The 22,003-nt window shown below is 72.0% G+C and carries 22 protein-coding genes; 13 read left to right on the top strand and 9 right to left on the bottom strand.

Annotated features, from left to right (window positions below):
* Positions 1–87: 87 nt before the first annotated feature.
* Together AB3X52_RS11915 and metG are read left to right on the top strand one after the other, a co-directional pair.
* Positions 88–1,290 (top strand): peptidoglycan recognition protein family protein, encoded by a 1,203-nt coding sequence (locus AB3X52_RS11915; RefSeq protein WP_367994299.1) that lies wholly within the window; start codon positions 88–90, stop codon positions 1,288–1,290.
* A 54-nt stretch (positions 1,291–1,344) separates the two neighbouring features.
* The gene (metG, locus tag AB3X52_RS11910; protein WP_367994298.1) at positions 1,345–3,180 is read left to right on the top strand and encodes a methionine--tRNA ligase; all 1,836 of its coding nucleotides are present in this window, start codon (positions 1,345–1,347) and stop codon (positions 3,178–3,180) included.
* Positions 3,181–3,204: 24 nt separating this feature from the next.
* Here the strand turns inward: metG and AB3X52_RS11905 are convergent, their stop codons facing one another.
* Positions 3,205–4,905 carry a DUF885 domain-containing protein gene (locus tag AB3X52_RS11905; RefSeq protein WP_367994297.1) on the bottom strand — a complete coding sequence of 567 codons (1,701 nt, stop codon included), beginning with the start codon at positions 4,903–4,905 and terminating at the stop codon, positions 3,205–3,207.
* A 90-nt stretch (positions 4,906–4,995) separates the two neighbouring features.
* Between AB3X52_RS11905 and AB3X52_RS11900 the strand changes: the two genes are divergently transcribed.
* Together AB3X52_RS11900 and AB3X52_RS11895 are read left to right on the top strand one after the other, a co-directional pair.
* Complete coding sequence (locus AB3X52_RS11900) at positions 4,996–5,562, top strand: SigE family RNA polymerase sigma factor (RefSeq protein WP_367994296.1); 567 nt, start codon at positions 4,996–4,998, stop codon at positions 5,560–5,562.
* On the top strand, positions 5,555–6,835 hold the full coding sequence (locus tag AB3X52_RS11895) for a hypothetical protein (protein WP_367994295.1): 1,281 nt from the start codon (positions 5,555–5,557) through the stop codon (positions 6,833–6,835). The genes AB3X52_RS11900 and AB3X52_RS11895 overlap by 8 nt, the downstream gene beginning before the upstream one ends.
* Here the strand turns inward: AB3X52_RS11895 and AB3X52_RS11890 are convergent.
* Genes AB3X52_RS11890 through AB3X52_RS11880 form a run of 3 tightly spaced genes read right to left on the bottom strand, consistent with a single transcriptional unit; the run spans position 6,786 to position 10,044 of the window.
* Positions 6,786–8,102, bottom strand: coding sequence for a hypothetical protein (locus AB3X52_RS11890; RefSeq protein WP_367994294.1), 1,317 nt, complete (start codon positions 8,100–8,102; stop codon positions 6,786–6,788). The two genes, AB3X52_RS11895 and AB3X52_RS11890, sit on opposite strands and share 50 nt — an antisense overlap.
* 16 nt (positions 8,103–8,118) lie before the next feature.
* The gene (locus tag AB3X52_RS11885) at positions 8,119–8,364 is read right to left on the bottom strand and encodes an acyl-CoA carboxylase subunit epsilon (RefSeq protein WP_367994293.1); all 246 of its coding nucleotides are present in this window, start codon (positions 8,362–8,364) and stop codon (positions 8,119–8,121) included.
* 48 nt (positions 8,365–8,412) lie between these two features.
* The gene (locus AB3X52_RS11880) at positions 8,413–10,044 is read right to left on the bottom strand and encodes an acyl-CoA carboxylase subunit beta (protein WP_367994292.1); all 1,632 of its coding nucleotides are present in this window, start codon (positions 10,042–10,044) and stop codon (positions 8,413–8,415) included.
* A gap of 70 nt (positions 10,045–10,114) precedes the next feature.
* On the opposite strand from AB3X52_RS11880, the gene AB3X52_RS11875 reads away from it, so the two are divergent.
* The 7 genes from AB3X52_RS11875 to AB3X52_RS11845 all read left to right on the top strand — a co-directional run bounded on the left by AB3X52_RS11875 (position 10,115) and on the right by AB3X52_RS11845 (position 14,773).
* A complete protein-coding gene (locus tag AB3X52_RS11875; RefSeq protein WP_367994291.1) occupies positions 10,115–10,942 on the top strand; it encodes a biotin--[acetyl-CoA-carboxylase] ligase in 828 nt (275 codons plus the stop codon).
* 7 nt (positions 10,943–10,949) lie between these two features.
* The gene (locus AB3X52_RS11870; protein ID WP_367994290.1) at positions 10,950–11,450 is read left to right on the top strand and encodes a PH domain-containing protein; all 501 of its coding nucleotides are present in this window, start codon (positions 10,950–10,952) and stop codon (positions 11,448–11,450) included.
* On the top strand, positions 11,440–12,396 hold the full coding sequence (locus AB3X52_RS11865; protein ID WP_367994289.1) for an adenylate/guanylate cyclase domain-containing protein: 957 nt from the start codon (positions 11,440–11,442) through the stop codon (positions 12,394–12,396). The genes AB3X52_RS11870 and AB3X52_RS11865 overlap by 11 nt, the downstream gene beginning before the upstream one ends.
* A 154-nt stretch (positions 12,397–12,550) precedes the next feature.
* Complete coding sequence (locus tag AB3X52_RS11860; RefSeq protein WP_367994287.1) at positions 12,551–12,868, top strand: winged helix-turn-helix domain-containing protein; 318 nt, start codon at positions 12,551–12,553, stop codon at positions 12,866–12,868.
* A 52-nt stretch (positions 12,869–12,920) separates the two neighbouring features.
* Positions 12,921–14,096, top strand: a complete 1,176-nt coding sequence (locus AB3X52_RS11855; protein WP_367994286.1) for a 5-(carboxyamino)imidazole ribonucleotide synthase — start codon at positions 12,921–12,923, stop codon at positions 14,094–14,096.
* A 1-nt stretch (position 14,097) separates the two neighbouring features.
* Entirely contained in the window at positions 14,098–14,598 is a 501-nt protein-coding gene (gene purE, locus AB3X52_RS11850; protein ID WP_367994285.1) for a 5-(carboxyamino)imidazole ribonucleotide mutase, read from the top strand.
* Positions 14,599–14,635: 37 nt separating this feature from the next.
* The gene (locus AB3X52_RS11845) at positions 14,636–14,773 is read left to right on the top strand and encodes a hypothetical protein (protein WP_367994284.1); all 138 of its coding nucleotides are present in this window, start codon (positions 14,636–14,638) and stop codon (positions 14,771–14,773) included.
* Between the two features lie 4 nt (positions 14,774–14,777).
* On the opposite strand, the gene AB3X52_RS11840 is transcribed toward AB3X52_RS11845, so the two are convergent.
* Genes AB3X52_RS11840 through AB3X52_RS11820 form a run of 5 tightly spaced genes read right to left on the bottom strand, consistent with a single transcriptional unit; the run spans position 14,778 to position 19,716 of the window.
* Positions 14,778–15,569 carry an NAD(P)H-binding protein gene (locus tag AB3X52_RS11840; protein WP_367994283.1) on the bottom strand — a complete coding sequence of 264 codons (792 nt, stop codon included), beginning with the start codon at positions 15,567–15,569 and terminating at the stop codon, positions 14,778–14,780.
* The gene (locus AB3X52_RS11835; protein WP_367994282.1) at positions 15,566–17,680 is read right to left on the bottom strand and encodes a xanthine dehydrogenase family protein molybdopterin-binding subunit; all 2,115 of its coding nucleotides are present in this window, start codon (positions 17,678–17,680) and stop codon (positions 15,566–15,568) included. Before AB3X52_RS11835 ends, AB3X52_RS11840 begins: the two co-directional genes overlap by 4 nt.
* A complete protein-coding gene (locus AB3X52_RS11830) occupies positions 17,677–18,690 on the bottom strand; it encodes an FAD binding domain-containing protein (protein WP_367994281.1) in 1,014 nt (337 codons plus the stop codon). The genes AB3X52_RS11835 and AB3X52_RS11830 overlap by 4 nt, the downstream gene beginning before the upstream one ends.
* Positions 18,687–19,199 carry a 2Fe-2S iron-sulfur cluster-binding protein gene (locus tag AB3X52_RS11825; protein WP_367994280.1) on the bottom strand — a complete coding sequence of 171 codons (513 nt, stop codon included), beginning with the start codon at positions 19,197–19,199 and terminating at the stop codon, positions 18,687–18,689. The genes AB3X52_RS11830 and AB3X52_RS11825 overlap by 4 nt, the downstream gene beginning before the upstream one ends.
* Before the next feature lie 58 nt (positions 19,200–19,257).
* Positions 19,258–19,716 carry a CoA-binding protein gene (locus AB3X52_RS11820; RefSeq protein ID WP_367994279.1) on the bottom strand — a complete coding sequence of 153 codons (459 nt, stop codon included), beginning with the start codon at positions 19,714–19,716 and terminating at the stop codon, positions 19,258–19,260.
* 174 nt (positions 19,717–19,890) lie between these two features.
* Between AB3X52_RS11820 and AB3X52_RS11815 the strand changes: the two genes are divergently transcribed.
* Positions 19,891–20,787 carry a hypothetical protein gene (locus AB3X52_RS11815; RefSeq protein ID WP_367994278.1) on the top strand — a complete coding sequence of 299 codons (897 nt, stop codon included), beginning with the start codon at positions 19,891–19,893 and terminating at the stop codon, positions 20,785–20,787.
* Between the two features lie 45 nt (positions 20,788–20,832).
* The coding region (locus AB3X52_RS11810; protein WP_367994277.1) for an acyl-CoA dehydrogenase family protein at positions 20,833–22,003 on the top strand (1,171 nt) is incomplete at its 3' end.

The raw sequence follows: 22,003 nt of genomic DNA, 5'->3' as shown, positions 1-22,003 counted from the left end.
GCGACGTCCTCGGCTTGACACGGCGCGACACTCCGAAGGACCGCGGTCCAGACAACACGACCCCCTGCATGGCCGATGATCGAACCCATGCGTCGATCGAGAAACCGGACTCGCACACGCCTGCGCCTCGGGGTGCCCGCGCTCTTCCTGGCGCTGCTGCCCTTGTCGCCGCTGGCGCCCGGAAGCACGCCCGCAGGGCTGGCGCCGGCCGCGGCGAAGACCCCGCTCCTCACCCTCACCCCGACCGGCGGCGGAGTGAAGGAGCTGGACGTCCCCCTCGGTGACAGGCTGAGCGTTCCCACGCCGGCCGGTCACCGCACGGGCGCCCTGACGACCAGTGGCTACTCCATGGTCGGCGTGAGCTGGAAGGGGCGGAAGGCGCCCGCGCGCGTCCTGGTCCGGTGGCGTACGGCGGGGAAGTGGCGTGGCTGGCACCAACTGCCGCTCCAGACCGACCTGCCCGGCGCCGGCGAGGGCACCGGACGGCAGGGCACCCAGCCGGTGTGGACGGGACGTCACCGTGACCTCGAGGTGGCCGTGAAGGGTGTCCGAGCCGGCCTGCAGCTCACACTCATGGACACCGGCCCCCGGGAGTCGGTCGGGACGCCGTCGGTGCCGGACGGGGTCGCCGGCCGTCGTACCGCTCGGATGAAGCCGTGGCGGCTCTGGACCCGGGCGCCGTACCCCAAGCTCTACTCGCGCGCCCAGTGGGGCGCCGACCCGAGCTGGCGCAACGGCTCCGTGCGCTACAACAAGAAGCTGAAGCAGGTCCACATCCACCACACCGACACCGCGAACGGCTACTCGCGCGGCGATGTGCCGGGGATCCTGCGGGGGATGTACCGCTACCACACCCACACGCTGGGCTGGTTCGACATCGCCTACAACTTCCTCATCGACCGGTTCGGACGGGTCTGGGTCGGCCGCAGCGGCGGACCTCGCAAGCTCGTGCGCGGTGCTCACACGCTCGGCTTCAACCAGTCCTCGGTCGGAGTCGCCATGATCGGGACCTTCAACACCGTCCGGCCGACGAAGAAGGCGATCACGTCGCTGGTCCGGCTCGCGGCGTGGAAGCTCGACGCCTACCACCGCAAGGCCACCGGCCGGATCAAGGTCTGGTCGCAGGGCAGCGACCTCTACCCGCCGGGGAAGGGCGTCGTCCTGCCGGTGGTCGACGGCCACCGCGACACCAACCAGACCGCCTGCCCGGGCACCGCGCTCTACAAGATGCTGCCCTACATCCGGAAGCGGATCTGGGCGCGTGAGCAGCAGTTCAACCCGAAGCACTGATCCGCGGAGCGGCCGGCCGAAACCCCGTGGCGCGCGCTCACTAGGATTCTGCCCATGAGTCATGCCCCCCGGAAGAAGGTGCTCAGCGCCGTCGCCTGGCCCTACGCCAACGGCCCGCGCCACATCGGCCACGTGGCCGGCTTCGGCGTACCCTCCGACGTCTTCAGCCGCTACATGCGGATGGCGGGGCACGACGTGCTCATGGTCTCCGGCACCGACGAGCACGGCACGCCGATCCTGATCGCGGCCGACGAGGCGGGCCTGACCCCCCAGGAGCTGGTCGACCGGAACCACCGTCTCATCGCCGAGGACCTCGCCTCGCTCGGGCTGACCTACGACCTCTACACGCGCACGACGACGCGCAACCACCACGCCGTCGTCCAGGAGCTGTTCCTCGGGGTCTACGAGAACGGCTACTTCGTCGAGAGGACGACGAAGGGCGCGATCTCGCCGTCGACGGGGCGGACGCTGCCCGACCGCTACATCGAGGGCGAGTGCCCGATCTGCCACTACCAGGGCGCGCGCGGCGACCAGTGCGACAACTGCGGCAACCAGCTCGACCCCGACCAGTTGATCAACCCGCACTCCCGGATCAACGGCGAGGTGCCGGAGTTCATCGAGACCCAGCACTTCTTCCTCGACCTGCCGGCGCTCGCCGACGCGCTCAAGGAGTGGCTGGACGAGCGCGAGGCGACCGGTCTGTGGCGTCCCAACGTCATCCGGTTCAGCCAGAACATCCTCTCCGAGATCCGTCCGCGCGCGATGACGCGCGACATCGACTGGGGGATCGCGGTGCCGCTGGACGGCTGGCGGGAGAACCCGACGAAGAAGTTCTACGTCTGGTTCGACGCCGTCATCGGCTACCTCTCCGCCTCCATCGAGTGGGCACGGCGCTCCGGCGATCCGGACGCCTGGCGCGCCTGGTGGAACCCTCAGCGCGACGGCGCCCCCGGCGCGGGGGAGGCGCTGTCGTACTACTTCATGGGCAAGGACAACATCACCTTCCACTCCCAGATCTGGCCGGCCGAGCTGCTCGCCTACAACGGCCAGGGTGCGAAGGGCGGTTCGCCACGGGAGTACGGCGAGCTGAACCTCCCCACGGAGGTCGTCTCGAGCGAGTTCCTGACCATGGAGGGCAAGAAGTTCTCCAGCTCGAAGAAGATCGTGATCTACGTCCGCGACCTGCTCTCGCGCTACCAGGCCGACGCGTTCCGCTACTTCGTCGCCGTGGCCGGGCCGGAGAGCCAGGACAGCGACTTCACCTGGGCGGAGTTCGTCCGGCGTACGAACGACGAGCTGGTCGCCGGCTGGGGCAACCTCGTCAACCGGACCGCGACGCTGATCGCGAAGAACTTCGGCGAGCTGCCGCCGATGGGCGAGCTGACCGACGACGACCAGGCCGTCCTGGACCTCGTCGAGGCCTCCTTCGCGACCGTCGGCGGCCTCATCGAACGCCATCGGCAGAAGCAGGCGATCGGCGAGGCCATGCGCGCCGTGGCCGAGGTCAACCGCTACGTCTCCGACCTCGAGCCGTGGAAGCTGGCGAAGGCGCCGGAGGACCGAGAGCGGCTCGGCACGGTGCTCCACGTGATGGCGCAGTGCGTCGCCGACCTCAACCTCGTCCTCAGCCCGTTCCTGCCGTTCTCAGCCAACGAGATCGACAAGACGCTGGGCGGGAAGGGCGAGATCGCGCCGATGCCGCGGATCGAGGAGGCCGAGGGGCTCGACGGCGATCCCGGCTACCCGATCATCACCGGCGACTACTCCGCCGCTCCTCGCTGGGAGCGGCACCCGATCGTCGTCGGAACTCCGATCGGGAAGCCGACCCCGGTCTTCCGCAAGCTCGACCCCTCGGTCGTCGACGAGGAGCTCGCCCGGCTCGGCTCCTGACCCGCGTCGACGGACGAGCCGGCGTCAGAGCCGGGCCAAAGCGGCCTGCAGCGGGTCGAGCCCGATCGAGCCGAGGTCGAGGGCGGCCCGGTGGAACGCCTTGAGGTCGAAGGCGTCGCCGGCGCGCGCCCTGGCCGCGTCGCGGGCCTCCAGCCAGATCCGCTCGCCGACCTTGTACGACGGCGCCTGACCGGGCCAGCCGAGGTAGCGCTTCACCTCGAAGTCGATGAACGCGTCGTCCATCAGGCAGTGCTGGCCCATGAACTCGCGTCCCAGGGCCGGTGACCAGGTCTCCCCGGGATGGAAGCCGAACGGGTTGTCGGTCGGGATCTCCAGCTCCAGGTGCATCCCGATGTCAATGATCACCCGCGCGGCGCGGAACGACTGCCCGTCGAGCATGCCCAGGCGGTCGGCAGGGTCGGCGAGATAGCCGAGGTCGTCCATCAGCCGCTCGGCGTAGAGCGCCCAGCCCTCGCCATGGCCGCTCACCCAGCACATCCGCCTCTGCCAGCGGTTGAGCACGTCGGCGCGGAAGGCGGTCTGGGCGATCTGGAGGTGATGGCCCGGCACGCCCTCGTGGAAGACCGTCGTCTTCTCGCGCCACGGGCTGAAGGCCGTGACGCTCTCGGGGACCGACCACCACATCCGGCCCGGCCGGGAGAAGTCCTCGGAGGGGCCGGTGTAGTAGATCTCGCCGCTCGTCGTCGGGGCGATCAGGCACTCGATCCGCCGGACCGGGTCGGGGATGTCGAAGTGGACGTCGGCGAGCTCGGCGATCGTGCGATCGGCGAGCTCCTGCATCCAGTCGCGGAAGGCCTCCTTGCCCTCGATCTTGGTCGCCGGGTCCGCGTCGAGGTGGGCGACCGCCTCGCGCACCGACGCGCCGGGCAGGACCCGCGCGGCCGTCGCGGCCATGTCGTCCGCCAGGCGTGCGAGCTCCTGCCAGCCCCAGGCATAGGTCTCCTCGAGGTCGACGGTGGCGCCCAGGTAGCGCCGCGAGGCGAGCGCGTAGTGGTCGCGACCGACGGCCTCCGTGGCGCGGCCGATCGGCTGCAGCTCGGTGGTCAGGAACGTGCCGAAGTCGGCGAAGGCGGCGGACGCCGCGGCGGCCGCCTGGGTCAGCTCGGAGCGCAGCGACGCGGGCAGCGTCACGGGGCTGCGGGCGGCGAGGGCGGCGAAGAAGTCCTCGCCGCCCTGCTGGGTCGTCCTCTGGGCGGTCCAGTCCTCGATCTGCCGCGCCACCTCGGCGTACTGCCGGGCGGCGACGACGCGCCCGGCCGCGGCCTCGTCGGCGAGGGTGGCGCGGTAGCCGTCGACCGCCGCCGGCAGCCCGGCGAGACGGGCCCGGATGTTGCTCCAGTCCTCCTCGGTCTCGGTCGCCATGAGGTCGAAGACCGACCGCAGCTCGTGGATGCCGCTGGTGATGACCGAGACATGGGAGCGGTCGAGCCGGGCGTCGGCGAACTCCACGTCGAGGCCGATCCGCTCGAGGAAGGCGTCCCGCGCGACGGCTTCGCGCTCGTCGCGCGGGGTCAGGGCGGTCACGTCCGCGAGCGCGCGGCGGTGGAGGTCCTCACGAGCGGTGAACCCCTCGGGAGACAGATCCGGGAGCTCCGCCTCGTGACCGGCGACGCCGACGTACGTCGCGGTCAGGGGGTCGAGGGCGCAGAGCTCCTCGACGAAGCGGTCGGTGCGGTCGTCCACGGCGCGCGAAGGCTGGCTCACCCGCGAGACACTAGCGCCGCGCACCCACGACCGCAGGCGAGAAATCGTGCGACGCTGCAACGCAGCGCGACTCTTCGACGTAGGAGAGGCGTGACACTGTCGCAGGAGGTGCCGCCGTTGCCGAACGACCCGGTGGACCCGGCGAGCCCGAGGGGCGAGCCGGTCGAGGACTTCGGCCACTGGGTGGCTGCCCGCGGGGGAGCGCTGCAGCGCTTCGCCTACCTCGTCACGGGCAACGCCCACGACGCGCCCGACCTGGTGCAGGACGCGCTCGCCCATGCGCTCCCGCGCTGGAAGCAGCTGGCCGCGGCCGGCACCGCCGAGGCCTACGTCCGTCGGAGCATCGTCAACGGCTCCATCTCGCGGTGGCGCAAGGGCCGTCGGCTTGTCGCGGTGGAGGACGTCGAGAGCGTCGCTCCGCGAGAGCCGACCGAGGACGAGACCGCCCGGCTCGAGGACGCCGATGCCGCCTGGCAGCTGGTGCAGTCGCTGCCGCCGACGCAGCGCGCCGCCGTCGTGCTCCGCTTCTACGAGGACCTCGCCTTCGCACAGATCGCACTCATCCTGGACTGTCCCGAGACCACGGCGCGCTCCCACGTCCATCGCGCGCTCGGGCGTCTCCGCCAGCAGCTCGCCGAAGGAGCCAGCCGTGACTGACCCGCACGACGACCCGACCCGGCCGGAGCCGGACCGCGGCGTCCCGGACCCCGCCTCGGACCGCGCCGAGGCGGCGCTGCGCGACGCGTTCGCCCGGCGCGCGAACGCCTTCGAACCGCGCGAGCTCCTCGTCCCGACACGCGTACGACGCCGGCGGCCGTGGCTCCCGGCGGCCGCCGCGGTGGTGCTGCTGGCCGGGCTCGGCGTCGTGGTCGGCGTCACCACCCAGGGCGGTGGCGGCCAAGGATCGGACTCGGCCGGGTCCGCAGCGTCGTCCTCGGTCCGAGGGCGGTCCGGCGCGGACAGCCTGGCGGCGGGGAGCGCCGAGGCGCAGGGAGCCGCGCCGACGTCCGGTCCGGCCGCGGCCCCGGGGATGCGATGGGCGTCGCGCTATGACGTCGAGGTGCAGGTGCCGTCCTCGTGGGTCGACGCCGCGCCGCCCACCCGGCCCGACTGCATCCGGAAGCCCGGTGACTCCTGGGACGACGCGCCCCGGACGCCGTACGTCGCCAGCGACGTCAGGTTCCGCAGCGTTCCGGCCATCGGCTGCGCGCCGGTCAGGACCGCGCCGGCCGTGTTCGGCGACCTTCCCTTCGCGCTCTGGCAGCCGTCGCTCTCCTTCACCCAGGGAGGTCCCGCCGCCGACCTCGTCGCCGACGGCACCTGGACCTACCGCGGCTGGACCCTGATGCGCTGGAGCGTGCCCGGGACGTCGGCGGACCATCCGGTGCAGGTCAGCCTGTTGACCGGCCCGGGTCAGCACGCGCTCGCGCAGCGGATCCGTTCCTCGGCGCGGACGTTCAGCATCGACGCCAACGGCTGCCGCGCGACCTCTCCGGTGCAGGCCGCGGACATCGTCCGACCGTCGGCGGCGACCTCCGCGACCCGGTTGACGCCCACGTCGGTCTCGGTCTGTCAGTATGCGCGCGGTGGTGACGGGCCGGGTCTCCTCGGCTCCCGCCTGCTCACCGGCTCGCAGATGGGTGCTCTGCTGAGGGGGATCGCCGAGGCGCCGTCGGGCAGCGGACCGAACGCGCCGTCGCACTGCGACGCCAGCGTCCCGGGAGACACCGCGATCGAGCTGCGCTACCACCGCGGCGGGGAGGAGCCGGCGACGGCGTACGTCTACTACGACGCCTGCGTCGGCAACGGGATCTACGACGCCGACTCGACGGTGCGGCTCACCGCCGCCGATTGCCGGCCGCTGTTCGCGCGGCTGCCGATCACGCTGTGGTCCTACGACGTCGTGCTGCGCGGCGTGTGCCGTCCCTGACGCCCTCGGTCGGCTCTGTCTCGTCCGCCGCTCGCAGCAGCAGCCGCCCGGCGCGCGCGCCGGCGTAGGCCGCCAGCGCGACGAGCAGGATGTTGCGCAGCGCGAGCAGGTCGACGACCCAGAAGCTGCCGGGGGCATGGACCAGGAGGTAGCCGTAGGTGCGCGGGAAGATCTCGTGGGTGAGCGCCGCAGCCACGAGCAGGACGCCGGTCCACCACGCCAGCCGGCGCCGTCCTTCCCGACTCCTCTCGAGGACCACGAGCCCGGCGGCGGCCGCGGGCAGCAGCCAGAGGAGGTACTGCGGACTCAGCACCTTGTTGGTGACCATGAAGCCGCCGACCGAGGCCAACACCAGCCAGACGAGCGCCTCCGACGCGTCGCCGGAGGCCTGTCGGATCCGCAGCCACGCCAAGGCCCAGCCCGCCGCCATCAGCAGGGCGACCACGAGCGTGCTGACGGACGCGAGGGTCAGCAGCGTGCCGACGAGCGGTCCGCTGACGTCGTACGCCTTCCAGACGGTGTAGGACGTCGCGTAGGCGTCGCTGCCATGGCCCCAGGCGAGCATGACGGGCGTCGCGAAGACCGATTCGATCTGCAGCCCGCGCTCGTCCTGGTAGTGCAGCGGCGTCCACAGCCGGTGCCATCCGCCGATCGCCAGGCTGCCCACCGCGAGCACCAGCCCGGCGACCGCGATGGTCACCACGACGCGTCGGCGACCCGCCCGCGGCGCGGCCAGCGTGGGGAGGACCAGCGCCGGCCAGTACTTCACCCCCGTCGCGAGAGCCCCGACGGCCGCCGCCACCGCGGGCCGGTGGACGACGTAGAGCACCGCGAGGCCGACGAGGATGCCCGGCACCAGGTCGAAGCGGGCGTACGTCGTCGCGCCGAGCGCGGGCACCGCGAGGAGCCAGGCCCATTCGGCGCCCGGGATGCCGAGCCAGGAGCGAGGCGCTCCGTGCCAGCGGCGGGTGCGCACGAGCGTGGCGTGGAAGCCGAGGTCGGTCAGGACCGCGAGCGTCGCGACGAGGGTGACGTAGCCGCCGACATGGCCGGCCGCCTTCAACAGGAGGTAGGGCAGCCAGAGCAGCACGAGCGCCGGCACGGGATACTCCGTCAGCGTGCCGCTCGGGTGCGCCGCCCCGATCGCCGCGAGGCTCTCGCGGTAGTAGGTCACGTCCCCGACGACGCCGTGCTCCTGGGTGCACAGCAGCGTGACGACGAACGCACGGGTCAGGCACCACGCGAGCGCGGTCGGCCACGTGCGCATCGTCGGCCCGGTCGCCTCAGTGCGGCAGGCCGCTGGCGCGCCAGGCGCCCGGCCCGGCCGCCGGGATCCGGCGTACGGCGCGGGCGGGGGAGGCCCAGGTCGAGCGCGGGCGCCGCGGCGCCGGCGCGCCGGACGAGCCGAGCGCGGAGAAGACCGCCACGAGCGCGGCGACCTCCTCCGGGGTCGCGTGGGAGGAGACGACCCTGAGCACGGGCTTGGACTGCTCCGCGGTCGCGGCTGCTGCCTCGGTCTGCTCAGTCATGGGGCACCTTTCCCTCGTCTCGCGGCGTACGTCGGCTTCGGGTCCTGCTCAGAGCGGGATGTTGCCGTGCTTCTTGGGGGGCAGCGACTCGCGCTTGGTCTTGAGCAGGCGCAGCGCGCGGGTGACCTCGGCGCGGGTCTCGTGGGGTGGGATGACGGCGTCGACGTAGCCCCGCTCGGCGGCGATGTAGGGGTTGGCGAGGGTGGTCTCGTATTCGTCGATGAGCTCGGCGCGGCGGGCCTCGACGTCACCGCCGGCGTCCTCGACGGCCTTGAGCTCGCGGCGGTGGATGATGTTGGCCGCGCCCTGGGCGCCCATGACCGCGATCTGGGCGGTGGGCCAGGCGAGGTTGATGTCGGCACCGAGGTGCTTGGAGGCCATGACGTCGTAGGCGCCGCCGTAGGCCTTGCGGGTGATGATCGTGACGAGCGGGACGGTGGCCTCGGCGTAGGCGTAGATGAGCTTGGCGCCGCGGCGGATGATTCCGTTCCACTCCTGGTCGGTGCCGGGCAGGAAGCCGGGCACGTCGACGAAGGTGATGACGGGGAGGTTGAACGCGTCGCAGGTCCGCACGAACCGGGCGGCCTTCTCCGAGGCGTCGATGTCGAGGGTGCCGGCGAACTGCATCGGCTGGTTGGCGACCACGCCGACGGGGCGGCCCTCGATGCGGGCGAAGCCGACGATGATGTTGGGCGCGAACAGCGGCTGGACCTCGAGGAACTCCTCGTCATCGACGACGTGCGCGATGACCTCGTGCATGTCGTAGGGCTGGTTGGCGCCGTCGGGGATGATCGTGTCGAGCTCGCGGTCGAGGTCGGTGATCTCCAGGTCGGCCGCCCCAGAATCCGGCCCAGCGTCGTAGACGGGCGGCTCGTCGAGGTTGTTGGAGGGCAGATAGGAGAGCAGCGCCTTGACGTAGTCGAGCGCGTCCTCCTCGTCGGCGCCCATGTAGTGGGCGTTGCCGGACTTGGTGTTGTGGGTCCGCGCGCCGCCGAGCTCCTCCATGGTGACGTCCTCGCCGGTCACGGTCTTGATGACGTCGGGACCGGTGATGAACATCGCCGAGGTCTGGTCGACCATGACGGTGAAGTCGGTGACGGCGGGGGAGTAGACGTGGCCGCCGGCGCAGTTGCCCATGATGAGCGAGATCTGCGGGATCACCCCGGAGGCGTGCACGTTGCGGCGGAAGATCTCGCCGTAGAGGCCCAGGGAGACCACGCCCTCCTGGATGCGGGCGCCGGCGCCCTCGTTGATGCCGATCAGCGGGCAGCCGGTCTTGATGGCGAGGTCCATGACCTTGGTGATCTTCTCGCCGTAGACCTCGCCCAGCGAGCCCCCGAAGACGGTGAAGTCCTGGGAGAAGACGCACACCTGGCGGCCGTCGATGGTGCCGTAGCCGGTGATCACCCCGTCGCCGTAGGGCCGGGTCTTCTCCAGGCCGAAGTTGGTCGAGCGGTGCCGGGCGAGCTCATCGAGCTCCTGGAAGGAGCCCTCGTCGAGCAGCATCTCGATCCGCTCACGAGCGGTCTGACGACCCTTCGCGTGCTGGCGCTCCACGGCCTTGGCCGACCCGGCGTGGATCGCCTCGTCGAGCCGGAGGGAGAGATCGGCGAGCTTGCCGGCAGTGGTGTGGAGATCAGGCTGGTCGACAGGGGTCCCGTCCTGGGGCTGGGCGCTCATGGTGCTTGCTCCTCGACTGGTCGGGGCCCCGCGTCGGGGCCGGAAACGTGCGTGGGTCAATGTAGTGCCCGTGTCCGACAGTTCGATGGGGCGCCCGGCCCTCGATCAGGCCCGGCTCGCCCACACGCCCGGCTGGCGGGTCGAGGTCGTGCCCGAGACGCCGTCCACCAACGCAGTCGTGAGTGCCCGTGCGCGTGAGGGGACCGCGGAAGGGCTCGTGGTGACCACCGAGCACCAGACCGCCGGGCGTGGCCGGCTCGACCGCGGCTGGGAGATGCCGCCACGGGCCGCGATCGCCGTCTCGGTCCTGCTCCGCCCCGACGTCCCCGCCGAGCGGTGGCCGTGGCTGCCGCTGATGGCCGGGGTGGCCGTCGTGGAGACCGTCCGCGAGCTCGGGTGCGACGCCGGGCTGAAGTGGCCGAACGACGTGCTCGTCCACGGACGCAAGCTCTGCGGCATCCTCGTCGAGCGGGTGGAGGGCCCGGCGGGCTCGAAGCCGGGCGCGGCCGCCGTCGTGGGGATCGGGCTCAACACCTCGCTCACCGCCGACGAGTTGCCGGTCCCCACCGCGACGTCGCTGGCGATCGAGAGCGGCGCGCCGGTCGACCGCACCGAGGTGCTCGTCACGCTGCTGGCACACCTCGCCACGGCGTACGACGCCTGGCGCGAGCGTCCGGACGAGCTGGCCGCCGCCTACGGGCGGCTGAGCGTGACCGTCGGGGAGCGCGTCCGCGCCGAGCTCCCGGGCAGGTCCGCGCTCGTCGGTCAGGCGACGGGGATCGACCCGTGGGGACGCCTCGAGGTCCGTCCCGACCAGGGTGGCGAGAGCGTCGCGGTGGGCGCGGGCGACGTCGTCCACCTGCGGCCGGCCCCGCCCGCTGAGGGCGGGATGACATGATCTGCCCGTGGCCATCTCGAGCAAGCTCCTCAACCCGGGGGAGGAGGTCGTCGTCAGCACGCGCACGCATGTCAAGGCACTCCTCCTGCCGCTGCTCGTGCTCGTCGTGCTCCTCGCCGTGGCGGTGTTCGTGCAGACGGCGGTCGACAGCACGGTGGTCCATGGGGTCGCCTGGATCCTGGCACTGGCCGGGATCGTGTGGTGGGTCCTGGCGCCGGCGCTCCGCTGGCTGACCGCGACCTACACGATCACCAACCGGCGGCTGATCACCCGGCGGGGGATCCTGACCCGCACCGGCCATGACATCCCGCTGAGCCGGATCAGCGACGTGGAGTACGAATACGGCCTCATCGACCGGCTGCTCGGCTGCGGGACGCTGATGATCAGCGATGCCAGCACCGATGGCGAGGTGACGCTCCGCGACATCCCGCACGTCGAGGATGTCCAGCGCCGGATCAACCAGCTGCTCCACGAGCGCGAGGAACCACGGCAGGGCGATGGTGTCTGAGCCGCAGCAGGCGAGCCTGACCGCCGACGAGGTGGCCGCTCGCGCCGGAGTCAGCCTCGAGCTCGCGAAACGGCTCTGGCGTGCCCTCGGCTTCCCCGAGGTCCCCGACGACGAGCCGTTCTTCGACCAGCAGGACGTCGAGGCGGTCGACGTGCTCAAGTCGGTGGTCGACGCCGGCGTCATCGACTTCGACCTCTCCGTCAACCTCGCCCGGGGCATGGGGCAGACGATGGCCCGGCTCTCCGACTGGGAGGTCTCGGCGCTGCTGCACCGAGAGGAGCAGCTCAAGGCGGACGGCGACGGCGAGGCGCGGGACCCGCGCGCCGTCGTCGGCGCGGCGGTGGCGACGGCCGCCGAGTTCAGCGCCACCTTCGAGGACCTGCTCGTCTACGCCTGGCGGCGACACCTGCGCGCCGCGCTCGCGCGGGCCGAGGCGTCGACCGGTGCCGAGGACCTCGGGACCACCCAGCTCTCGGTCGGCTTCGCCGACATCGTCTCGTTCACGGCGCTCTCCAACACGCTGACGGAGGAGAAGATCGGCGACCTCGTGGAGCTGTTCGAGTCACGCTGTGCCGATGTCGTCGCCGTCCAGCGGGGCCGGATCATCAAGTCGCTGGGCGACTCGGTGCTCTTCGTCAACGACGACCCGATCGCCGCCTACGACACCGCCGAGGGCATCATCAACGTGATCGGGCGCGACCCGCGCATGCCCGACGTGCGCGTCGGGCTGGCCTCCGGCTCGGTGGTGACCCGGCTCGGCGACGTCTTCGGGCCGCCGGTCAACATGGCCGCGCGGCTGACCGCCGTCGCCCGCCGCAACCGGATCATCATCGACGACGCCACCGCCGCGCTCCTGCCGGAGGACCAGTTCGAGACGCGTCGCCTCGCCGCGCGGCCGGTGCGGGGGTTCGGGATCGTCGAGCCCGTCGCCGTACGCCGCCATTGAGCCGCCGGCGCGGTCCCGATGCCCCCGTTCGGGGCCCCGGCGGCCGGGGTCCTGAGAAGCCTGTGAGCGGCCTGAGTGTCTGGCACGAAGAGGCCAGTGTCCGGATCGGGCAAACCTTTGCCGTAGGCCTTTACCTGCTCCTACGCTCGGCGCCGTGATTGAGGTGCAGGACATCAAGCTCGACCCGGTCAGCCGGCGCGCCTGGCGCGGCGGCGAGGAGATCACCCTCTCGCGCAAGGAGTTCGACCTGGTCCACGCGCTCATCCGCCGGGCGGGCGACATCGTGACGCGCGACGAGCTGATGCGCGACGTGTGGCACGCCAACTTCTACACCTCGTCCAAGACCATCGACGTCCACCTCGGTTGGGTCCGGCGCAAGCTCGGCGACGACAGCCGCAGCCCCCACCTGATCACCACCATCCGCGGCAAGGGTCTGAGGTTCGAGAAGGAAGCCGCCACGCCGGTCGGATGAGCCCGGTCGGGCGGAATCGGTGACTTCCGCCCCGCCCACTTAGGATTCAGGCGTGCCTCTCGCTCCGACTCTCGCTGTCATCGGCGGCGGCCAGCTCGCTCGGATGATGGCCCAGCCGGCCATCGCGCTCGGCCTGCCGCTCCGTCTCCTCGCCGAGGGTGAGGGGGTGTCGGCGGCGCAGGTGATCCCGGACCAGCTGGTGGGGGACTATCGCGACCTCGACACGCTGCGGAAGGTGACCGACGGCTGCGACGTCGTCACCTTCGACCACGAGCACGTCCCCACGGAGCATCTCCACGCCCTGGAGGAGGCCGGCGTCGCCGTACGCCCCGGTCCCGACGCGCTCGTCCACGCGCAGGACAAGGGCCTCATGCGCGAGCGGCTCGATGAGCTCGGTGAGCGGCTCGGCCTCGGGCAGCTCTGCCCGCGCAACGCGATCGTCACCTCGGTCGCGGAGGTCGAGGAGTTCGGGTTCCCGTGCGTGCTCAAGACGACACGCGGTGGGTACGACGGCAAGGGCGTCTGGATCGTGCGCGGTGCCGGGGACGCGGAGGAGCCGTTCCGCGTCGCCGCGGAGACCGGCGTACGCATCCTGGCGGAGGAGCTGGTGGACTTCCGGCGCGAGCTGTCCGCGATCGTCGCGCGCTCGCCGAGCGGCCAGGCGGCGGCGTACCCGGTCGTGCACACGCTCCAGGTCGACGGCGTCTGTCGCGAGGTCATCGCGCCCGCCCCCGACCTGGCGCCCGAGCTCGCCAGCCGTGCCCAGGAGGTCGCGCTCACGATCGCCAAGGAGCTCGGCGTCACCGGCATCCTGGCGGTCGAGCTCTTCGAGACCACCGACGGCCGGGTGCTCGTCAACGAGCTCGCCATGCGGCCGCACAACACCGGCCACTGGACGCAGGACGGCGCCGTCACCTCCCAGTTCGAGAACCACCTGCGCGCGGTCATGGACCTGCCGCTCGGCTCGCCGGCGCCCCGCGCCCGCTGGTCCGTGATGGTCAACATCCTCGGCGGCGAGCGTGCGGACGTGGGCCGCCTCTACGACGGCTACCCCCACGCGCTGGCGCGCGACCCGCACCTCCGCGTCCACCTCTACGGCAAGGAGCTGCGGCCCGGCCGGAAGGTGGGCCACGTCAACACCTACGGCGACGATCTCGAGGACTGCCTCGAGCGCGCCCGCCACGCCGCGGCCTGGTTTTGTGGCGACCTCGGGAACGAGAGTGAGTGAGATGAGCGCACGCGTCGGCATCGTCATGGGGTCCGACTCCGACTGGCCCGTCATGCAGGCGGCGGGGGAGGCCCTCGCCGAGTTCGGCATCGAGTTCGAGGCGGACGTGGTCTCGGCCCACCGGATGCCGGCCGAGATGATCGCGTACGGCGAGCAGGCCCACGCCCGCGGCCTGTCGGTCATCATCGCCGGTGCCGGGGGAGCGGCCCACCTGCCCGGCATGCTGGCCGCGGTCACGCCGTTGCCGGTGATCGGTGTCCCCGTGCCGCTGAAGTACCTCGACGGCATGGACTCGCTGCTCTCCATCGTGCAGATGCCGGCCGGCGTCCCCGTCGCCACGGTCGCGATCGGCAACGCCCGCAACGCCGGGCTGCTCGCCGTACGCATCCTCGCGGCGACCGACCCGGAGCTGCAGCAGCGGATGCTCGCCTTCCAGGCGTCGCTCAAGGCGGCCGCGCACAAGAAGGGCGAGGTCGTCCGCGGAGCCGTGGCCGGGGCCTGACGCACATGGGCGCCGGGCGGCTGGATACCGGCAGGGCATGACTGCACCACCGATCGAGCCCGAGCCCGACGTCGTCCCGCCGCCCGTCCCGGACCCGGAGCCGGCTCCCGACGTGCCGCCGCCCGTCGAGCCGCTGCCGGGTGAGGAGCCGAGCCCGTCCGAGCCACCTGACTGACGGGTCAGGCAGACCGCGCCACCACCTCCGCCACCGAGCGCGCCGGGTGCCCGGTGAGTTGCGGCACGGTCTCGGACGCCTCGGCGACCGAGCCGTCGGCGATGGACCGGAACCAGCTCACCGTGTCGGGCGACAGGTCCTGGGCCGCCCCGTCCTCGAAGACGAGCCCGGCGGTCGCCGCGGCCTCCGCCACGGTGAGCGCCTCCGGGCCCGTGACGGAGAGCGTCGCGCCGTCGTACGCCCCGCTGTGGTCGAGCAGGACGGCGACCGCCACCTCGGCGATGTCGTCGTGGCCGACGAAGGCGCACCGCCCGTCTCCGGCAGGCCCACGGACGACGCCGTCGTCGGCGTAGCGCCGCAGCATCTCGGGATAGTACGACGGCCGCAGGACCGTCCATGCGACCCCGGCACCCTCCAGGAAGCGTTCCGTGGCGGCATGGTCGCGGGCGTTGACGTAGGTGGCGTCGGGCGCGGCGCCCAGCAGCGAGACGTAGACGACGCGGCGGACGCCGTCGGAGATCGCCGCGTCGATCGCGGTGACGTGCTCCTCGAGCCGACGTCCGGACAGATGGCCGGACACCAGGAAGAGCGTGTCGGCTCCGGCGACGGCGCGGGACATCGCGGCATGGTCGCCGTACGACGCCGGGCCTCGCGGCTCGGCGTGAGGATGGTGCGGCAGGCCGCCCAGCTTCGCCCGGTCCCGCACGAGAGCCAGATGGAAGACGCCGTGCTGCTCCAGCAAGGCGGAGACGCGACCGCCCAGCCTCCCGGTGACCCCGGTGACCGCAGGTGTCATGAGCAGAACATATCCGCCGTCATCGGGATCTGCCTGACGCGGACCCCGGTGGCGTGGTGCGCGGCGTTCACGATCGCGGCCGAGGTCCCGACGATGCCGATCTCGCCGATGCCGCGCGACCCCATGGGCGTGAAGAGCGGCGTCTCGTCCTCGAGCCACTCCGCCTCGACGCCGAGCACGTCCGCATGGCTGGCGACGTGGTAGGTCGCGAGGTCCTGGGTGACGACGTGGCCGAACCGGGGATCCCGCACGGACTCCTCGAACAGCGCCGCGGAGAGGCCCATGACGAGGCCGCCGAGGAACTGGGACCGCGCCGTCGTCGGGTTGATCACCCGGCCGACGTTGTAGACGCCGAGCAGGCGGGGGACGCGGAGCTCGCCGGTGTCGCGGTGGACACGCACCTCGGCGAAGACCGCGCCGAAGGAGTGGAAGGAGAACTGTTCGGCCTCGTCGCCGCGCACGGCACTCGCCTCGGCCCGCAGACCGGGCGTGAGCACGTCACCGTGGGCGGCCTTCAGCTCCTGCGCGGCCGCGACGATGGCCGAGCCCCACGAGCTCGTCCCCGAGGAGCCGCCCGCGACGGTGGCCATCGGCAGCGCGGTGTCGGCGATCCGCAGGTCGATGTCGTCGGGGCCGACGCCGAGGGCGTCGGCCGCGATCTGGGTCAGCACCGTGCGGGCGCCGGTGCCGATGTCGACCGCGCCGATCGAGACGGCGACGCAGCCGTTCTCGAGCGTCTCCACGCGTGCGACGTTCCCGGGCATCCGCATCGCCGGGTAGGTCGCGGCGGCGACGCCGGTGCCGACCCACCACTCGCCGTCCCGCGTCGCGCGTGGCTCGGGCGGGCGCGCGTCCCAGCCGAACCGCGCCGCGCCGCGGTCGAAGCACTCCAGCAGCCGCCGGGTGTCGAAGGGCAGGTCGGTCTCGGGATCGCTGAGGGGCTCGTTGCGTCGCCGCAGCTCGATCGGGTCCAGTCCGCACGTCTCGGCCAGCTCGTCCATCGCGACCTCGTGGGCGAACATGCCCGGCATCTCGCCCGGCGCGCGCATCCACGAGGGCACCGCGACGTCGAGCACCGCGAGGCGGTGGCTGGTGCGACGGTTTGTGGCGGCATACATCATCCGCGTCGGCGACGCGGTCTGCTCGGCGAACTCCTTGACCCGGGCCGTCTGCTCCTGGGCGCGGTGCTCGATGGCGGTGAGCCGCCCGTCACGGCCCGCCGCGAGCCGGAAGTGGGAGATCGTCGCGGTCCGATAGCCGGCGAGCGCGAACATCTGCTGTCGCGTCATCACGACCCGCACCGGCCGGCCCGCGGTCGTGCGGGCGGCGAGCGCGGCCGCCATGACGTGCGCGTGGGCCTCGCCCTTGCTGCCGAAGCCGCCGCCGACGTACGGCGCCATCACCCGGACCTGGTCCTTCTCGAGCCCGAGCATCGGGGCCAAGGCCGCGACGACCCCGTGGACGCCCTGGCTGGCGTCGTACATCGTGAGCGTCTCCCGGCCGTCCTCCTCGCTCCACCAGGCGGTGGTGGCGTGCGGCTCGAGCGGGTTGTTGTGCTCGTAGGCGGTCCGGTAGGTCTGCTCGACCACGATGTCGGACGCCGCGATCGCGGCGTCCACGTCGCCCTGCTCGGTGTCAGTCTCCTTGGCGGGGTTCACCTTCTCGGGCCGGTACGTCGCGTTGTCCTCGCGCAGCTCGGCGTCGAACGGCTCCTCGTCCTGCTCGATCCTGAGCAGTCGGGCACCCTCGCGCGCCGCCTCCGGCGTCTCGGCGAGGACGAGCGCGACGATCTGGCCGCGGAAGTGGACGCGGTCGTCCTGCAGGATCGCGAGCTCGCCGTTGCTGGTCTCAGCGAGGCGGGGGGCGTTCTCGTGGTCGACCACCGCGGCGACGCCGGGATGGGCGAGCGCGGCGGTCCGGTCGACCCCCACGACCCGTCCGCGCGCGACCGTCGAGGTGGCCAGCCAGCACCACAGCGGGCCGGTCGTCGTGGGGACGCGCTGTTCGGCGGCGTACGACGCCAGCCCGGTCACCTTCTCGATGCCGTCCACGCGGTCGACGGGCGTGCCCATCACGCGGGCGGTGAGCGGCTCGGGGTGAAGCTCCGTCATCGGTCCTCCTCCGCGTCCGCGGCGATCTCCGGCACCAGGCGGCGTACGGCGAGTGCCGTGGTGTTGCGCAGCATCGGGAGCTTGTAGGCCGTCCCGGCCGACGTGGTGGCGGCCGCGATCTCCTCGTCGACGGCGGCGCGCACGGCTCTCTCGTCGAGCGCGCGCCCGCGGAGCGCGTCCTCGGCGCGGGTCGCGCGCCAGGGCCGGTGCGCCACCCCGCCCCAGGCGATCCGGACGTCACGTACGGTGAGGTCGTCGGTGAGGTCCAGCCCGACGGCCACGGACACGAGCGCGAACGCGTAGGACGCGCGGTCGCGCACCTTCACGTACGTCGACCGGCGGGCCGCCGCACTCGGCGTCAGCTCGACGGCGGTGATGAGCTCGCCGTGCTCGAGGACGGTGTCACGGTCGGGCGCATCGCCCGGGAGACGGTGCAGCTCCGCGACGGGGCGGCGCCGCTCGCCGTCCGACGTGAGGCTCACCACCGTCGCGTCGACGGCGACCAGCGCCACGGCGAGGTCGGAGGGGTGCACGGCCACGCAGGCCTCGCTCGCGCCGAGGACGGCGTTGTCCCGTTCATAGCCGCCGATCGCGGAGCAGCCCGACCCTGGTGCCCGCTTGTTGCACGGCGTGGTGACGTCCTGGAAGTAGACGCATCGGGTGCGCTGCAGCAGGTTGCCGCCGGTCGTGGCCTGGTTGCGGATCTGGCCCGACGCGCCGGCCAGCAGGGCGCGGCTGACCGCAGGCCACTCGGCGCGGAGTCGTGGATGCGCGGCGAGGTCGCTGTTGCGGACGTTGGTGCCGATCCGGAGACCGCCGTCCGCGAGCTCGTCGACCGCGTCGAGCGGCAGGTGGCTGACGTCGACCAGCGTCTCCGGGGTCGCGACGCCGAGCTTGAGATGGTCGACCAGGTTCGTCCCTCCCGCCAAGAAGCGGGCACCGGCGTCGTCCGTCACGGTCGCGACGGCCTGCGCCGGGTCGCTCGGCCGGACGTAGCCCAGCTCCTTCATGCTCCGGCCACCTCACGGACGGCGTCCAGGATGCCGACGTACGCCCCGCAGCGGCAGAGGTTGCCGCTCATCCGCTCCCGGATCTCGGCGTCGGTCAGGTCCTCGACCGACGTGGGCGCGGCGAGGTCCTCGGTGACGTGGCTGGGTTGGCCCCGTGCGGCCTCATCGAGCATGCCGACCGCCGAGCAGACCTGGCCGGGCGTGCAGTAGCCGCACTGGTAGGCGTCGTGGCGCAGGAACGCCTGCTGCATCGGGTGCGGCCCGTCGGGGGCGAGTCCGGCGGCGGTGGTGAGCTCGGCGCCGTCGTACGACACCGCGAGGGCGAGGCAGGTGAGCTGGCGGCGCCCGTCGACCAGCACCGTGCAGGACCCGCACTGGCCGTGGTCGCAACCCTTCTTGGGCGACGTATTGCCCAGCCGCTCGCGGAGGGCGTCGAGGAGCGTCGTGCGCGTGTCGACGGTGAGGCCGTGGCGCTCGCCGTCGACCGTGAGCGTGATCGAGGTGTCCACGCTCCTCGGTGACCGCGCCGGGAGCGGCTCAAACGCAGGTCGGGCGCCGGCCGGGACCCTACGCCGTCCGCGGGGACGAACGTCGCGGTCGACGTCCCCACTCGATCGCGGGGCAGGTGTCCATGACCATCCGTACGCCGGCCGCGGTGGCGCGGTCGAACGCGGCGGCGTCGACGACGCCGAGCTGGAACCACACCCCCTTGGCGCCGATGGCGACCGCCTGGTCGGCGAACTCGCCGGCAGCCTCCGAGCGACGGAAAACGTCGACCACGTCGATCGGGCCCACCGCCGCGGCCGCGTCGGCGAGCGTCGGATAAGCCCGCTCGCCGAGCACCGTGAGGTCCCCGGAGGCGGCGTCGGGATGGATCGGCACGATCCGCTTGCCCCGCTGCTGGAGCAGCCGGGCGATCTCGTACGCCGTACGACGCGGGTCTCCGGAGAGGCCGACCACGGCCCAGGTGTCGCACTCGTCGAGCAGGAAGTCGACGGTGGCGGGGTCCTGCCAATGCCCACTCATAGGGGTCACGGTAGCGCTGCCCACCTGGGCTAGGGCGGATGCCGCCGATGGGTCATCTTCACGGCGCGCCGGGGCCAGGGAGCCCGCAAAAGCAGGGCGAAGGTCCCGGCCTCGCCGTTAGCGTCCGTCCTCCGTGCGCCGACGATGGCGTGCCCGTCATGGGGAGAACCGCAGATGACCGTTCGTCTGTCCGCCCGGCTCGCTGCCGCCGGGATCAGTGCCGCGCTCGCCGCCGGGGGCGTCACGCTCGCGTCCGTCACGCCGGCTCACGCCGCGGAGTCCGGCGGCACCGCGACGTATGCCTGTCACAACGTGCTGGGCTCCATCGGCACGATCAACGTCATTCCCGGGCTGCCGACCTCGACCGGCAACGGCACCGCCACCCTCCCGATCGACGCTGTGCTTGACGGTGTGATCGGCGACCAGGGTTTGGTGACGGACGTGCTGAAGACGCTGACCACCGCACTCGGCGTGCCCCTCTCGCCGGTGACCGATGGCGTCCAAGGTGGTGCGGAGACTCTCGAAGGCGTCCTGAGCCTGCCCATCGACCAAGTGACGAACACCCTTCCCGTGCCGCTCCCGAGCACCCTCGACCTCGGCGTGCTGCCCGGCATCCTCGGCGTCACCTGTGACCTGGTGGCCCCGCTCGACGCGCTTCCACTGCCGAGCCTCCCGGGCACCGACGCGACTCCCGATCCGACCCCGACCCCGACACCCACGCCGAAGCCGACGCCGAAGCCCGCCCCCAAGTCCACGACCACGAAGAAGCCCACCAAGAAGCCCGCGAAGCACGCCGCGACGATGACCGCGAAGTCGGTGAAGTGGCAGATCCACCACACCGCGCACCCCAAGGTCCGGATCCAGGTGAAGACCCAGGGGCACGGCGCCAAGGGCAAGGTCGTCGCGCACGTCGGCAAGCGTCTCGTCGGCCAGGGTTGGCTCAAGAACGGCAGGCTGACGCTGGTGCTCAAGAAGCTCGCGCGAGGCAAGCGCAGCGTCCGGATCAACTACCTCGGCAACTCCGCGGTCCGCGCCACGCACCGCTGGGTGAGCTACAAGATCATCAAGTGACGCGTCGGTAACAAAGCCGGGCCGGACGACCGTAGACTCCGCGGCATGAGCGCTGAGTACCCACTGTTCGCCCTCTCCGAGGAGCACCAGGAGATCCGCAAGGCGATCCGCGAGATCTGCGACGCCAAGATCGCGCCGGCCGCCGCGGCGGTCGACGAGGAGGCCCGCTATCCGCAGGAGGCGCACGACGCCTTGGTGGAGACCGACTTCTTCGCCCCGCATGTCCCCGAGGAGTACGGCGGGGTGGGTGCGGACGCGCTGGCGACGGTGCTGGTGATCGAGGAGGTCGCGCGCGCGGACGTGTCGGCCTCGCTGATCCCGGCGGTCAACAAGCTGGGCTCGCTGCCGGTGCAGATCGGCGGCTCGGAGGAGCTCAAGAAGAAGTACCTCTCCAGGCTCGCGTCGGGGGAGGGCGGGTTCTCCTACTGCCTCTCCGAGCCCGACGCGGGCTCGGACGCGGCCAACCAGAAGACCCGCGCGGTGCGTGAGGGGGACGGGTGGGTGCTCAACGGCACCAAGCGGTGGATCACCAACGCCGGCGTCTCGGAGTACTACACCGTGCTGGCGATGACCGACCCCGAGAAGCGCTCCAAGGGCATCAGCGCGTTCGTGGTCGAGAAGTCCGACGAGGGCGTCAGCTTCGGTGCCCCGGAGAAGAAGCTGGGGATCAAGGGATCGCCGACCCGGGAGGTCTACTTCGACAACGTCCGCATCCCCGCCGACCGGATCATCGGTGAGGAGGGCCGTGGCTTCGAGTACGCCATGAAGACCCTCGACCACACCCGGATCACGATCGCCGCACAGGCGGTCGGGGTGGCGCAGGGGGCGCTGGACTATGCGCTGGGCTACGTCAAGGAGCGCCAACAGTTCGGGAGGGCCATCGCGGACTTCCAGGGCCTGCAGTTCATGATCGCCGACATGGGCATGAAGGTGGAGGCGGCCCGCCAGATGACGTACGCCGCGGCCGGTCGCTCCGAGCGCGGCGACGCCGACCTCACCTTCTTCGGTGCGGCGGCCAAGGCGTTCGCCTCCGACGTCGCGATGGAGGTCACCACGAACGCGGTCCAGCTGCTCGGCGGCTATGGCTACACCCGCGACTACCCGGTCGAGCGGATGATGCGCGACGCCAAGATCACCCAGCAAGCTGCGAGCGAAGCGGTCCTCGGTGGGGCAGCTGAAGAGGCTCACACCCACCGAGGAGCCCGTGGCGGAGCCG

Origin of the sequence: Nocardioides eburneus (genome assembly GCF_040838215.1) — a bacterium.
GTDB lineage: Bacteria > Actinomycetota > Actinomycetes > Propionibacteriales > Nocardioidaceae > Nocardioides > Nocardioides eburneus.
The sequence above is the reverse complement of the archived record's forward strand: the minus strand, read 5'-3'. Positions and strand labels throughout refer to the sequence as shown.